The 14,742-nt window shown below is 50.0% G+C and carries 12 protein-coding genes; 9 read left to right on the top strand and 3 right to left on the bottom strand.

Features of this window, described 5'->3' with window-relative positions; translation table 11 throughout:
- Positions 1-3 precede the first annotated feature (3 nt).
- The 5 genes from BMX82_RS00325 to BMX82_RS13140 all read left to right on the top strand — a co-directional run bounded on the left by BMX82_RS00325 (position 4) and on the right by BMX82_RS13140 (position 4,203).
- Complete coding sequence (locus BMX82_RS00325; protein ID WP_051949778.1) at positions 4-372, top strand: putative quinol monooxygenase; 369 nt, start codon at positions 4-6, stop codon at positions 370-372.
- Positions 373-374: 2 nt separating this feature from the next.
- Positions 375-1,448, top strand: a complete 1,074-nt coding sequence (locus BMX82_RS00320; RefSeq protein WP_091765105.1) for a cyclophilin-like fold protein — start codon at positions 375-377, stop codon at positions 1,446-1,448.
- 38 nt (positions 1,449-1,486) lie between these two features.
- On the top strand, positions 1,487-2,530 hold the full coding sequence (locus tag BMX82_RS00315) for a carboxymuconolactone decarboxylase family protein (RefSeq protein ID WP_091766157.1): 1,044 nt from the start codon (positions 1,487-1,489) through the stop codon (positions 2,528-2,530).
- 12 nt (positions 2,531-2,542) lie between these two features.
- Complete coding sequence (locus tag BMX82_RS00310) at positions 2,543-3,676, top strand: alpha/beta hydrolase (RefSeq protein WP_218142008.1); 1,134 nt, start codon at positions 2,543-2,545, stop codon at positions 3,674-3,676.
- Positions 3,677-4,074: 398 nt separating this feature from the next.
- Positions 4,075-4,203 (top strand): hypothetical protein, encoded by a 129-nt coding sequence (locus BMX82_RS13140; protein ID WP_255396513.1) that lies wholly within the window; start codon positions 4,075-4,077, stop codon positions 4,201-4,203.
- 24 nt (positions 4,204-4,227) lie between these two features.
- Here BMX82_RS13140 and BMX82_RS00305 read toward each other — a convergent pair whose 3' ends face one another.
- Positions 4,228-4,818, bottom strand: coding sequence for a YqiA/YcfP family alpha/beta fold hydrolase (locus BMX82_RS00305; protein WP_091765101.1), 591 nt, complete (start codon positions 4,816-4,818; stop codon positions 4,228-4,230).
- On the bottom strand, positions 4,815-5,288 hold the full coding sequence (locus BMX82_RS00300) for a GNAT family N-acetyltransferase (RefSeq protein ID WP_197051327.1): 474 nt from the start codon (positions 5,286-5,288) through the stop codon (positions 4,815-4,817). Before BMX82_RS00300 ends, BMX82_RS00305 begins: the two co-directional genes overlap by 4 nt.
- Positions 5,289-5,641: 353 nt before the next feature.
- Here BMX82_RS00300 and BMX82_RS00295 point away from each other — a divergent pair, with 353 nt between their 5' ends.
- Positions 5,642-6,370, top strand: a complete 729-nt coding sequence (locus BMX82_RS00295) for a flavodoxin family protein (RefSeq protein ID WP_091765098.1) — start codon at positions 5,642-5,644, stop codon at positions 6,368-6,370.
- Positions 6,371-6,408: 38 nt separating this feature from the next.
- On the top strand, positions 6,409-8,628 hold the full coding sequence (locus BMX82_RS00290) for a glycoside hydrolase family 3 C-terminal domain-containing protein (protein ID WP_255396512.1): 2,220 nt from the start codon (positions 6,409-6,411) through the stop codon (positions 8,626-8,628).
- 12 nt (positions 8,629-8,640) lie between these two features.
- On the opposite strand, the gene BMX82_RS00285 is transcribed toward BMX82_RS00290, so the two are convergent.
- Positions 8,641-11,238, bottom strand: a complete 2,598-nt coding sequence (locus BMX82_RS00285) for a glycoside hydrolase family 2 TIM barrel-domain containing protein (RefSeq protein WP_255396511.1) — start codon at positions 11,236-11,238, stop codon at positions 8,641-8,643.
- Positions 11,239-11,511: 273 nt separating this feature from the next.
- Here BMX82_RS00285 and BMX82_RS00280 point away from each other — a divergent pair, with 273 nt between their 5' ends.
- Both BMX82_RS00280 and BMX82_RS00275 read left to right on the top strand, forming a co-directional pair.
- A complete protein-coding gene (locus BMX82_RS00280; RefSeq protein WP_091765092.1) occupies positions 11,512-12,480 on the top strand; it encodes a hypothetical protein in 969 nt (322 codons plus the stop codon).
- Positions 12,481-12,669: 189 nt separating this feature from the next.
- Positions 12,670-14,688 carry a VapE domain-containing protein gene (locus BMX82_RS00275; protein ID WP_091765090.1) on the top strand — a complete coding sequence of 673 codons (2,019 nt, stop codon included), beginning with the start codon at positions 12,670-12,672 and terminating at the stop codon, positions 14,686-14,688.
- Positions 14,689-14,742: the final 54 nt, after the last annotated feature.

Here is a 14,742-nt window from a genome sequence, read left to right as displayed (position 1 = left end):
CTTATGATAGCAGCAAACGGTTTCGCTCAGGGCGTGATAGATAAACATTTGATTGTCCGCATTGCTGAGATTGAGGTTTTTCCACAGTATTTGGAGGAATACTTGACCTTTGCCAACGAGGTGGACCGTCTGAGCATAGAGCGCGAGCCTGGTGTCATCTGTCTCTACCCCATGCAGAGTGCTGAGGACTCATGCCAGATTCGCATCCTCGAGATCTATGCCTCTGAGGAAGCTTATCAGCAGCACTTGAAGACCGACCACTTCCAAAAGTACAAGCAGGGCACGCTCCACATGGTGAAAGACCTCAAACTGCCCACCATGAAGCCCCTCGACCCAGAGACAATGAAACTGATATTCAAAAAACAGAGGTAACAATGAAAAGATTGATTTTAGTAATTTGCGCCATGCTCACATTACTAAGTACAAATACAACTGCAAAGACACTTGTGGTATACTATAGTTACACAGGCAATTGCCGAGAGATAGTAAACACACTGACTAGTCAGATTGAAACCGACGTGCTGGAGATTCTGCCTACTGAAAAAGGACTCCAGTACGAGGCTAACAACTATGCCTTGGGCACTCAGTTGCTGAATGCCATCAAGGCTAATCCAAATGACGCCAGCAGTTACCCTGCAATAGACCCTGTAACGAAATCACCGGCCGATTACCAGAACATCATCATTGTCACCCCACTTTGGTGGAGTCAGATGGCAGCTATCACGCAGACCTACCTGTTCCAGAATGCTTCGATGATGGCAGGGAAACACGTCGGAATGATTGTGTCGAGCCATTCGAGTGGCATCAGTGGTGTGGTAAGTGATGCCGAGAGGTTATTGCCTAATGTCACATGGATGGGCGAAGCCTTGTGGATTAACGCTAGCAACCACGGGAATCGTGCCTCACTGATAGAAAACTGGATCAAGACACTGAATTTCGATAATGAGAATACTACTATGGATAAAATGTATATCACCATCGATGGACAAACGCAAAGTGCGACACTCGTTGACAATACGGCTACACGCGAGTTGGTCGCTGCACTTCAGAACGCACCCATTACGGTCACTCTCAACGACAACCAGTTCGAGATATGGGGACCTCTGGGCAAATCGCTGACAACGGAAAACGAGCAGATGAATACCACAGCAGGAGACATCGTGCTCTATAATGGCAGCAACATCTGCATCTTCTATGCCAGCAACTCTTGGAGCTATACTCGCTTAGGCAAAATCGACGGACTGTCAGAGAGTGAGTTGCGCACATTCTTGAAAGCAGGAGAAAGCAACATCACCGTTATGCTGTCTCTGACTTCGGGCACGACAGCCATCAGGAGCGTCAATGGTAATCGTATGGAAGATGGAGCGTACTACTCGCTGAATGGTGTGAAGGTAAGCAATCCTTCAAAAGGAATTTATATCCAGAATGGTAAAAAAGTAATATTATAATGCAAAGAATCATTTTATTTTTAATCGCAATAATGACTATGTCTACAATAGATGCACAGACGCTGACAGAGCGTCAGCAGGGATTGGTAGCATGTGCCTGCCTGATGGCACAGGGTGATATGGAACGTTTGGAGCCAGTCGTGCGTGTGGCGCTCGACAAGGGCGTAACCGTCAACGAACTGAAGGAGGCTTTCTCGCAGCTCTATGCCTACACGGGTTTCCCACGAAGCCTGAATGCACTTGGAGTACTGAGTAAGGTCTTAGAGAGCAGACAGCCTAACTGGCAGGAAGGCAAGCCTTGGAAGCGTCCTGCCGAGTGGGATGATGCCAAGAAGGCCTACGAACTGGGCACCAAAAACCAGACACAACTTTCAGGAAAGCCTTTCAACTATGAGTTCTGTCCGCAGGATGACTACTATCTGAAGTCTCACCTCTTTGGCGACATCTTTGCTGGCGACCAGCTCTCTGCTGCCGACCGCGAGATAGTTACCGTAGCAGCTCTGAGTGGTCTCGAAGGCGTTGCTCCACAACTCGCCGCCCACAAGCAGGGTGCCGTGAACATGGGCAATTCAAAGCAGTTGGTGGATGAACTCTGTGCTTGGCTCTGCAACGAGGGCTACACCCTAAGTACCAAGTGGCCCAAAGGCGAGCCTAATCCTTACGGCAAGTACTTCATTGGTCAGAGTTATCTGGCAGATGTCGGCGGTGGTGTTATGAATGTTACTTTCGAACCCCGTTGCCGTAATAACTGGCACATCCATCACAAGCAGGTGCAGGTGTTGATCTGCGTGGCTGGTCGTGGTTGGTATCAGGAATGGGGCAAGGCTCCTGTTGAACTGACTCCCGGCACCGTCATCGCCATCCCTGCTGAGGTGAAGCACTGGCACGGTGCACAGAAGGACTCATGGTTCCAGCACCTCACCTATCATAAAGATGTGCAGGAAGGAGCCAGCAACGAACTGAAGGAGCAGCGAGAGCAGAGCGATGCTCGCATCAGCTCTGCCGAGTCGCGACAGAAGTCGAGTGAAACTCAATGGTGTGAGCCTGTGGATGATGCCACCTATAATCTATTAACTAAATAGTTCTCAATACCAATGAAAAAGTTTTTATTAGCCGCAGCGTTGGTGAGTGGAATGCTCGCAGCCTGCACACAAAAGAGTAACAACAATCAAGACAACGAAAGTATGAATACAACACCAACATTGACGCAGGAGTGGGACAAGGTGTTCCCCCTGAGCGAGAAGGTAAATCACAAGAAGGTGACATTTGAGACACAGTATGGCCTGACACTGGCTGCCGACCTCTATACACCTAAAGATGCCAAAGGCAAATTGGCAGCTATCGCCGTTAGCGGTCCTTTCGGAGCCGTGAAGGAGCAGTGCAGCGGACTCTATGCCATGAAGATGGCAGAGCGTGGTTTTGTGGCACTGGCCTTCGACCCTTCATACACGGGTGAGAGCAGCGGTGAACCGCGTCGCACAGCTTCGCCCGACATCAACACTGAGGATTTTATGGCAGCCGTAGATTTCCTGTCGAAGCAGGATAATGTAGATGCCGAGAAGATCGGCATCATCGGCATCTGCGGTTGGGGAGGCATTGCCCTGAACGCTGCCGCTGCCGACACTCGCATCAAGGCCACAGTAGCCTCAACGATGTATGATATGACACGCGTCAGTGGTAACGACTATAATGATGCTTTCGACGTAGAAGGAGCTCGCCATAAGAACCGTGAGAACCTTTCGAAGCAGCGTCTGGCCGACCCCAACGCAATGGCTGGCGGTGTATTGGATACCGTGCCTCCACAGGCCCCCAACTTCGTGCACGACTACTTCGACTACTACAAGACCACACGTGGTTATCACAAGCGCTCAGGCAACTCTAATGATGGTTGGCGCGTCATCGGCACGCAGGCCTACGCCAACAGCCGTTTCCTCTACTACATCAACGAAATCCGCTCTGCCGTTCTCGTGATGCACGGTGCTGACGCCCACTCACGCTACTTTGGCGAGGCTGCTTATCACTATATGGTGGATGGCAAAGCTGAGGGTTATAAGTTTGTTGGCGAGCCCAATCCCAATCCCGAGAACAAGCAGCTGCTCATCATCCCCGGCGCCTCGCATTGCGACCTCTACGATGGCGGCTACGAGGAAAAAGCAGGTCAGGGTCAGCCCAAGAACATGATTCCGTGGGATAAACTGGAAGCTTTTTTCAAAAAGAATCTGAAATAAATGATATGTTGACAAATAATCGCCCATCTGTTTCTTATGCAGATGGGCGATTTCATTTATATTTTAAGACGTAGAATGGACCATATTTAACATTTGTTTGCCTTGCAACTCAATGATTATTTTGTTCTATTGCCAAGACAGGCTGCACCAAAAAACCAGAACTTTGTCAATAGCCCCACCACGTAACAAGAAAGGCTCTCTTACGTAAAATATTCCATAAAAAAGAGTGATTTTTCAGATTTTATTTGTACCTTTGCAATGTCATGTGCGATTTTGCTTGGCTTTTAATGCAGCACTAAGGTAAGTGAGAAATCTGACATGGCAAAACGTTGGGTAACTTTTTGTTGCTATGACACTTATAAACAAAGCTAAATTTATGTGCTGCGGAATTTAGGTGTATGAAGACAGAACCCATCAACCGTAAGAATTATGAGAAACCAGCATTTGTGGTAATCAAGCTTTATATGAAGCCGATAATGCTGGTAGACAGCGATGAATATTATTACCAAGGAGCGCCAGACGATTAATTCGTCCCACTGACGTTGAGATCATCATAAAAGCTTTAGCATCTTCTCAGCCAAGGGCAAATACCAAGTGCGAACCTCTTCAGCCGTCGGCGTGTGCCCTCCGGGGAAGTGGAACGAATGGCTGTAATGTTCCAAGAAGAGCGGTTCAAAATGTGCCAACGTGTCCTGTTCGCCAAACACCCCCCAGATGCGGTCTTTGTAGCAGGGATTGCAGTCGTTGAACTGTATAGCCTCCAGTTCGGCAAACTCCTCAATCAAAGCCTCATTGATGGTGAAGTCCTGCTTGCCGTCTTTTCGTGGCGATTTGTACTGATGATCGCCGATGCGCTGCTTCAGGAACTCCGTCATCCGGAAGTGTGGATTTCCAAGTAAGGCAGGGATGCCCATGGTTGAAGCCACCATCTGAGCATAGAACGAACCGCAGCTGTTACCCACCAGAAGGTCAGGTTTCTCACGGTCAATCAGTTCACGGATAAAGCCTACGGCCTCTTTCGGGTGCATCGGCAAGTCTGGCGTAAGCACCTCGGCACGCCCCTCAAAGGAGTCGCGCAACGCCAAAGCCGGTACACACTGGCCACTGGCATAGAAGCCGTGAAGGAACAATATCTTCTTCATACCCTTCTCCAAGTCATTTTAATGTGAGGAATGCCATCGAGCATGAAAGTCTCAGATGACTGTCTGAATCCCACGTTTTCATAGAATCCTTTAGCATATTCCTGTGCCTCAATATCAATAACGGTAGCTCCGAAATGTTCGATGGCAGCGTCAATGGCATGAAGCATAATCTGTTTGCCATAGCCCTTACCCCGTTCTGTGGTGATGACTCTGCCAATCGAAATTTCCTTCATGTGAGTACCTGCAGGGCACACACGAGCCAAAGCCACGACCCTATCAGCTTCGGTCAACCAGAGATGAATAGATTGCTGGTCGTCGCCGTCCATATCCTGATAGACGCAGTTCTGCTCAACCACGAAAACCTCGCTACGCACTCTCAGGAGTTCGTATAGCTCATCTGTGGTCAGTTCCTGGAACATTTTCTTATGTAGTTTTACCATCGCAACGTCGTTATACAGATTCATGTTCATTTTCTGTGAACGAGTGCAAAGTTAGTTCTTTTTCCCTATTTCATGTTAGGTTAATGCGGAAAACATCCGCAATACAAGACTTTTTTAACAATTCAAGGTATAAGCCCTCCCCAACTTCAACAGCAAGCATCAGGACTATGGCTGGCCTGTTGAAGAGTTAGATAGATTCTAATAATACGGTGCAACAAGGTTTGCGAAAATGCTAATAATTCTCAAAACTTGGCACAAACTTAAACATAATTTCGATATTTCATTGAAAACCACTATATTTGCAAGGAAAATAAAGAAAAAGTTCAATTATTAATCATTATGTCTTACTAAGCCATAATAGCCCACAAAAACAAATACGAAAAATGAACAGAAGAGATTTTATCAAGAAAGCAACGATGGCGGCTGCAGGAGCAGCTGTCGTATCGCCTGTGTCGGCGATGTTGAACAACGTGACAGGTGTCAAGACCCCCAAAGTGTTATTGGTAAACGGCAGCCCGCGCACCGACGGCAACACGTTCTGTTGCCTGAAGGAAATTGAGGCTACGTTGCAGAAACACGGCGTGGAGTCGGAGATTGTTCAGATTGGTCGCAAGCCAGTCCGTATGTGCATCAACTGCGGCGGCTGCCGACAGAACAACGGTGCAGGCTGTGCATTCGATGATGATATGTGTAGTGTGATTGCTGAGAAAATGAAAGAATCAGATGCACTCATCGTAGGAACTCCTGTCTATTACGGTCAGCCGAATGGTGGTATTCTCTCGCTAATGCAGCGGCTGTTCTACTCTACAGGACATCTGGTTCAGAACAAGCCTGCAGCGGCATTGGCTGTCTGCCGTCGAGGTGGTGCTACGGCTACACTCCAGACCATGAACATGATGTTCGAGATGATGAACATGCCTGTAGTAACCTCACAGTACTGGAACATCGCCTACGGAGCAGGTAAGGGCGAAGTAAAACTCGACACCGAGGGCATGCAGACAATGCGCACCCTTGCCACCAACATGGCATTTCTGCTTAAGAAGATTCATGCCGACGGCAATCCTGCCCCCCAGCGCGATGAGTTCCCAGCATTCATGAATTTTATCAGGTAAATGAATATCATAATTACATCAAAAAAGTTCCATAAAATATGAAGAACCAACTGGCATTATTGACAGTAAGTCTGATGGCGGCTCTTGCCTGGGGACAAAACTCTATTGTTAAAGTAGAAGGAGGTATGATACAAGGCATTCCGTACAGATTACTCAGTCACGAGACAGAAATTGACGACATCATCAAAGGCATGGCGCTTGAAGAGAAGATTGAGATGCTTCATGGAAAAAACATGTTTTCTTCGGCAGGTATCCCGCGACTGGGCATCGCCGACATGGAATACGCTGACGGACCTTTCGGTATCCGTGAAGAGATGGAGCCTCACTCGTGGAACTCCGTCAATCTGACAACAGATTCGGCGACCTTCTTCCCCACAGGCTCGGCACTGGCTGCAACATGGAGCACAGAGTGGGCCTACGCCTACGGACGGGGCATGAGCCGCGAGGCCAGGCTGCGTGGCAAGGATATGATTCTCGGTCCCGCCATCAACATACAGCGCATCCCCACAGGTGGACGTACCTATGAGTATCTGAGCGAAGACCCCATCCTAAGCGGCATGCTCGCCGTGGCTTATACCAAGGGAGCACAGGACGACGGCACGGCGGTGTGTCTGAAACACTATGCACTGAATAATCAGGAGGACTACCGCGGCTTCGTCGATGTGCGTATCTCAGACCGTGCCATGCATGAGATATACCTTCGTCCCTTCGAGATGGCCATACGCGAGGCCGATGCCTGGGGTGTCATGGCTGCGTATAACAAAGTGAACGGCCGATGGTGTTCGGAGAACAAGGCACTGCTCACGACCATTCTCCGCCAACAGTGGGGATTCCCCGGTATGGTCATCAGTGACTGGGGCGGTGTCCATTCCACCGTCGATGCTGTGACAGCAGGCATGAACGTAGAGATGCCCGGTAGTCGTTATATGGGGCAGGCACTACTCGACTCTGTGAAGGCCGGGAAAGTGAGTGAGGCGGTTATCAACCAGCGTGTCAGAGAGATCCTTCGCGTCCGTCTGACGGTGAAACCGATAGCCAAAGATGCTGCCAACACTAAACCTGTAGGCAATGCCGAGGAGATGGCAACCGCATTAGAAATAGCCCGTCGCAGCATCGTGCTGTTGAAGAACGAAAAGATGCTACCTATAAACACGAAAAAAGTGAAACGCATCGCTGTCGTCGGTGAGAATGCCGTTACAAAAATGGCACTTGGCGGTGTGGGAGCTGGCGTAAAGACACGTTGTGAGATCACACCACTCGAAGGCCTGCAAAGAATACTTGGCAATCAAGTGACAATCACCTACGTCCCAGGTTATAAGAGTTTCGATCGTGAGACAAGGAACAAGCGTCTCAGCCCTATTCAGCCTGCCGACCACGAGCTTGTGGCTCAGGCCGTAGAAGCAGCTAGGAATGCCGACCTCGTCATCTTCTTTGCCGGAAACAACCGCGAGGTAGAAACCGAGGGGTCAGACCGTAAGACCATCACCCTGCCCTCTGGACAGGATGAACTGGCGCTTGCACTCGCTAAGGCAAACAAACGATTAGTGACAGTTATCGTCTCTGGCGGACCAGTAGATATCTCGACAGTAAACGAGGTTTCTGCGACATTGGTCGCCTCATGGTTCAATGGTTCCATGGGTGGTCAGGCTCTCGCCGAGGTTCTCACGGGTAAGATTTCTCCGTCGGGTAAACTGCCGATGACCTGGCCCAAGAAGCTGGAGGATGTGCCGGCTTACGCCACAGGCACCTATCCACAGACCATCGAGAACAACAATCAAGGCGATATTTTCGTAGATCTCACCCGCAATCGCAGCAATGAGCGCCGTCAACAGCTCATCGCCGACTATGCAGAGCAGGATCTTGTTGGTTACCGTTGGTATGATCAGAAACATATTGCTCCCGCCTATCCATTCGGCTATGGACTCTCCTATGCTACGTTTACTTACAGTGACTTGAACGTTAAACCTACAACTGAGGGCTTCGACGTCAGTTTCACGCTCTCCAATACCTCTGACCGTGATGCCGAAGAGGTGGCACAGGTCTATGTTGCCCGTTCAACAAAGGAGCTAAAGGGTTTCTGCCGTGTAGCGCTGAAGGCAGGTGAACGAAAGATGGTGACCATACCCATTCGTCGCTCCGACCTATGCCACTGGGATGAAGCAGCCCAGACCTGGACTTTGGCATCCGACAACATCGACATCCTCGTCGGCGGCTCTTCTGACAACTTACCATTAACAAGTAAAAACAGAATCGAATAAATGAAAAATATGTCACTTCATCTCAATGCTGTACGTCCCTTGGGACTTGAGCTTAGGTGAAGACACATTGATGGTGACGCCGCCCTTTTCTTCTTGGGGCTGGATGATGAGGAGCGCCTGACCACGGAAAGTCGTGGGTGTAAGCGAGCGGAACGAGTGGACATCGTAGGGATGACCAGTTCCGGCAACAGCGATGTGACGAGCACCCGAGGTCTTGATGTCGAGGGGAATCTCAGCGGTAGGACATAGGTTGCCATCGGCATCAACCACTTTGATATACACGTAAGCAAGATCATTGTGCGAGGCAGTGATGTTTTTGTTTACAGGTATAAATTGGATGGCTGCAGGGGCGCCAGGGGTGCGGAATACGATGCCCGCCTTTTTTCCTTTGATAACTTCTGCTTTCAGTTCGCCGGGTTCGTAAGCCACGCGGAATGATGCGGTGAATGTCTCAGGATTAACATCCTGCTCGCCAATGACACGCCCATTTATTGACAGGCAGACACGTGACTCACGTGTATAGACATTTACACGAAGGGAGTCGCTACGGTGGCCGTTTACATCGTGTACTACACCAGCCTTTAAAGTTGCGTTATCGTATTTCTCAGGACGAATATCTACAGGCAGATAACCTCCCCACTGCCAGTGATTCTCTTCGGCAGTCCAGCACCAGCCCAATGCGTCCTCATATTCACCGTCGGTCACCGAAGGGCGCACAGCCATCGCTATCGGGCGCTCTCCCCACACCACATCCCTATAATAGCTCTGCGGTTTTTTGTTACCTACAAGGTCGATGTCGCCGCACCAGGCGTTGAACCACGGCCAGGCCAGCAGTTGAATCCAACGGCCTCGGTCGCTACGTTCGAGGGCATGCCCAAGCCCCGCCTCGCCGATATAGTCGATGGCCGTCCACACAAAATCACCGATGACGTAAGGGTGCTTCTCCACAAGACGCCAATTGCCGCCAATGGCATTAGGGTACGTCTCCGAGCCGTACATGATGCGCTCTGGGAATTTCTCATGGTCGCTCTCATAGCGGCGCTGCTCGTAGTTGTAGCCGCCCACTTCGACGAGGTCGAAGGCGCGTGGCGAGTCCTTGTCCCAAGACATCTTCTGCGCCGTGCGATCCCAATAGTCGTTCACGGCCAGCGTCGTCGGCCGTGTCGAGTCCTCCTGCTTGATGGCGCGCGTGATGGCCTCGGCAATTTCCTTGCCGCGAGGCACGTCGGAGCGCTGGGCAATCTCGTTGCCGATACTCCACATAATGACACAGGGATGATTACGGTCGCGGCGCACCATGAGGGCAGCGTCGTATTCAAAATTAGTCACACCCATGCCCACAGGCTTGCCGTCAATGATGGTCTGCTTTTCATGTGAGAAGTAATTACTGTAGTCATCCTTACGTTTCTGCTCCTCCCACTGATCGAAGCACTCGTCGATAACCAGCATACCCAGCGAGTCGCAGGCATTGAGGAAGGCCTCCGTTGGCAGGTTATGGCTCGTGCGCACGGCATTGTAGCCCTGTGCTTTCATCAGCTCCACCTTGCGCACCTCGGCGCGGTCGATGGCAGCACTCCCCAACAGTCCGTTGTCGTGGTGGACGCAGCCGCCGCGAAGCTTCACCGACTTACCGTTGAGCAGGAAACCCTTATCAGCAGAGAACGTGATGGTGCGGATGCCAAAGGGGATTTCCAGGACATCGCGAACGCTCTTATCAACATCAAGCAGGCTGATGCGGGCTTTATAGCGATAGGGATTGTCTATTGACCACAGGTGCGGAGACTTTATCGTCAGTTCGCTTCCCCCTGTAGCAATTTCGCGCCCTTCGGCGTCTATAATCTGTACCTTTATCGTGCCTTCAGCCGTCGTAGCGTTCGTGTCGAAGATCTTTGCCAAAACCTTCACCACGGCATTTTTCCCATTCACCACCGACGCATCGACATACGTGTCCCATGCGTCAAGGTGCAGTCTGTCGGTCGTCTCTAACCACACATGGCGGAAGATGCCGCTGCCCGAATACCAGCGGCAGTTCAGGCCCTCGTTCACCGCCTTCACGGCAATGGTCACGCGGCTCTCATCCATGGGGTCGCGGTTCGCTTTGTCTCTCAGAATACTATTCAAATCAAATACGAAAGGCATGTAGCCATACACGTTCATCGCAGCCTTCTTGCCGTTCACCCACACCTCAGCCTGATTGTATACGCCATCGAAGCGCAGGCGAAACATCTTATTCTTGAGTATCTCATCCAAAGAACCACCACTCATTGGCAAGGTGAAAGCCTTGCGATACCAGCCCGTGCCACCGACCGTCTGTCCAGAGTCCAAGTCGCCGATGCTGAGACGCGAGAAGGGTCCCACCTGCCAGTCCTTCCACTCCACCGTTTCCCCTCGGTAGTCGTGAGTGTAGGCCACCGGCTCCATACTGAAGTCATGTGGCACGATTACCTCGCGCCATCGTGAGTCGTCGAACTCCGCCGCCTCCGCGTTAATCACTTCGCCACGATGGAATCTCCAGCCCCCATCGAATGATTGCATACGTTGTGCGAAGCCCCTCATCGGCACCGCATACTGAAGTCCTATTATAACCAATAGGCAAATAATCTTCTTCATTTTATTTTTAATGAACGTTGATAATCCTGTTTATACAATTTAGGTAATACGAGTGCAAAGTTAGTTCTTTTTCCCTATTTCATGTTAGGTTAATGCGGAAAACATCCGCTTTACAAGACATTTTTAACAATTAAAAAGACATGTTATTTATGAAAGTTTTGTTTAGATTGCTTTGATGAGAAGAAAACATTTTCTATATTTGCAAACGGAAACATATCTTTTGTGTTGTTATGGTGGTAAAAGTAACTTTGCGCAAAACTATAAAATAATACGATGAAGAAGATTATATCTTTGGCTGTAACAGTGATAATGGCAATGATGATGCCGTCGTCATGCAACGTAAGGCAACATGGAGGTGCCTCAACAGAAATAAGTGAGGAGCAGTTAAAAGAACGGGCTGCCGAATTGTGCAAGTATATCCCCGACCACGAACTGCGGGAGGGTTCGCACGAGTATCTCACAAATGATTTCTACACCGTGCTCGACACGATATTCAATCACCTGCCTGAGCATGAGGCGATGGATCATGAGTGGCTGTACTACTTCGTAACAGGCAATGGCGGTACGATAGCCGACTATGAAGTGGTTGGCGTAGAGATAATCGATGACAATCATGCTACAGCCACCATCAAAGTAAGACAGAAATGGGAGGATGGCTCGTTCGATGAAACGACTGATATTGAGGAGCACCAGCTGACGATGGAGCAAGTGGATGGCAAGTGGCTGTTAGCCGACTTTGACAATCACAAAGCAGACTGCATACGTCATATTGCCCAAAACCGCGACGAGCAGGCCAGGAGACAGGCCATTAGCGACTATCTTGCGAAGGAAATAGGACAGCACTATCGACATGGGAAGATGTGTATACCCACGCTGATGATGGTGGCCGAGGAGGGCGACAGCGTGTGGGGCGACTTCTGGGTGGATTGGTACAACATAGCCGGCGATACGCTCAAGACGGTATCGGGTGGCAACCACTCTGGACTCATACTGCTGAAAAAGCAAGGTACAGACTACTGCGTGACAGCTTTCGAACAAACTGTTGATGGGGCTGGCTATCTGCCAAGTGCCAAGCGCATCTTCGGCAGGCACTTTGATTTGTATCAGCAGATGCACTCTAATCAGAAGGTACGCGAAGCCGTCAGACGCGAACAGCTGAGCGAATATGTGAAGCGCAAGGGTTTAGCAGTGCGCTATTATCAGGACTATGGCTGGCCTGTTGTAGAGTTAGACAGATTCTAATAATAAAAGAAAAAAAAGACGTATCTATCACTTTTCTGCATAACAACATTATAATCAATAAGATAACTAGAGTGATAGATTATATTTATCTATCACTTTTTTAGAATTTGATGCAAAATTTATTGTAAAACGTTTGTGTTTTACCAAAAAATTTTGTACCTTTGTAGCATCAAATTAATCAACATAAAAATGAAAATAACTATAATCAACACAAACAAAAAAGAAAAGAGTTTTACGCGTGAGGAATTCGATGAGTTTGTAGCAAATTTGAGGAATGGCACCTACCGCCAGCAGTATGTCCGCGACTTCAAGAAGGAGGTCTGTTTTGCAGCAGAATGGGTGAAACAGAACGGCGAGTTGAAGGTGAAAAATTACAACTGCCTGATACTGCTATCTCTGGAGAACCTGCGTGACATGAGTACCGTAGAAGAGTATAAGCGCATGGCCGCCATGCAGCCCTATACCCTACTCTGCTTCATGGGGCACGACGGTCATTCGCTCCACATCGTATGTCCTTACACGGTTTCGGATGGAGATCCGTCAGAGACAGCATTGCTCAACGCCTTCCGCAAACTGCATTACATCTATTCGTCGCAGCTCGGCACACTACTTGCAGAGCATGAGCCCAGTTTCGCGACGGCATGCAAGGTCAGCTACGACCCGCAGCCATTCTACAGCCCATCGGCCATCGCCATCACCGTTTCGTCAGAACCTGAAACGACACCAGAGTTCCGCCCAATACAGGAGGACATCAGCGACTACAACTATCCGGAGGAGATTCCCGGGCTCAGTCTGCGCGACAGTCGGATGCGCCGATTCCACGACTGTCTGGATGCTGCCATCGAGAAATATTATGACTTGAAGGGTGATGAGCTTTTCGCCAGCGCCGTTCTCGAACAGTTGGCCGACGGTTGTCGCATCATGGGACTGCCCCAGGCATGGTGCGCCCGCGTGGCATCGTTCATCCCCCTGCTCACCGACAGCCTCAGCCGAGAGGCCATCGAGAGCGTATTCAAGACAGCCTATCTCCGTAAAACCCTGAAGACCATCCCGATGAGGTTTACACGTCCATCAGCACTGCTGACCTTTAAGACCGAGGCCTATATGAAGGAGCACTACACCCTGCGCCTCAACGTGATGACGGGCACACCCGAATACCGCAAGAACGCCGTGGGCTACGGTTTCCTGCCGCTTGACCAAGCTGCCCGCAACACCATGGCCATCCAGGCACTGAAAGCGGGTGTTGAGTCGTGGGACAAGGATCTGAACCGCTATATCGACTCAAACCTCATACCCAGATACTACCCGATGGAGGATTATCTGCGCCACCTGCCTAAATGGAACGGCAAGCACGACTATGTAGGTGAGCTGGCTCGACGGGTGAAGACCGACAATAAACATTGGGAGAGCGACTTCCATACATGGATGCTCTCGATGGTGGCCCAGTGGCTGGGTAAGGACCGGCAGCACGGCAATGCCATCGTGCCCATGCTCATCGGTCCGCAGGGGTCTGGAAAGTCCACTTTCTGCCGACGCCTGCTGCCAGAATACTTGCAGATGTACTATAACGACCGTCTGTCGATGAAGAACGACAACGACATCTTCCTCGCCATGTCGGGCTACGCGCTCATCAACATCGACGAGTTCGATGCCATGTCGAAGTCGCAGCAGCCCATCCTGAAGTATCTCATCTCGAAGCACGACGTGAAGTTCCGTCCGCCGTATGGCAAGACGATGGAGGAGCGCCAGCGCTTCGCCTCGTTCATCGCCACCACCAACAACCGACGTCCGCTGACCGACCCTACTGGCTCGCGACGTTTCATCTGCATCTATGCCGATGAGATTGACAACTCGGGAATTATCCCATACGACCAACTCTACGCCCAGCTTTATGCCGAGCTGCAACAGGGGCGCCACTACTGGTTTGAGGACGAGGAGAATGCACATATCATGCAGCAGAACGAGCAGTTTCAGCAGGTAAACAACTACGAGCAGATGATAGCACTCACCTACCTGGCGCCCGAAGAGACGCCGGATGATGCGAAATATGTCTCACTCCAGGCGATGATGAAGCGACTTGAAAAGCTATTCCCTACTTTTACAATTACGAAAGGAACTGACGTCGAACTCGGAAGAAGGTTGACTAAAATGGGTTATCAGCATAAACGCTTAAACAAAGGGTCGGTCTTCAGAGTTGAAGAGATATAATCGCAAAAAGCAAAACAAGTTGTTTTACTATGTCGCAGATAGCCTTTATAATGG

The sequence above is a fragment of the Prevotella sp. khp7 genome, from assembly GCF_900109055.1.
In the GTDB taxonomy this organism is placed as follows: Bacteria; Bacteroidota; Bacteroidia; order Bacteroidales; family Bacteroidaceae; genus Prevotella.
This window is presented reverse-complemented; position numbering and strand designations above follow the sequence as displayed.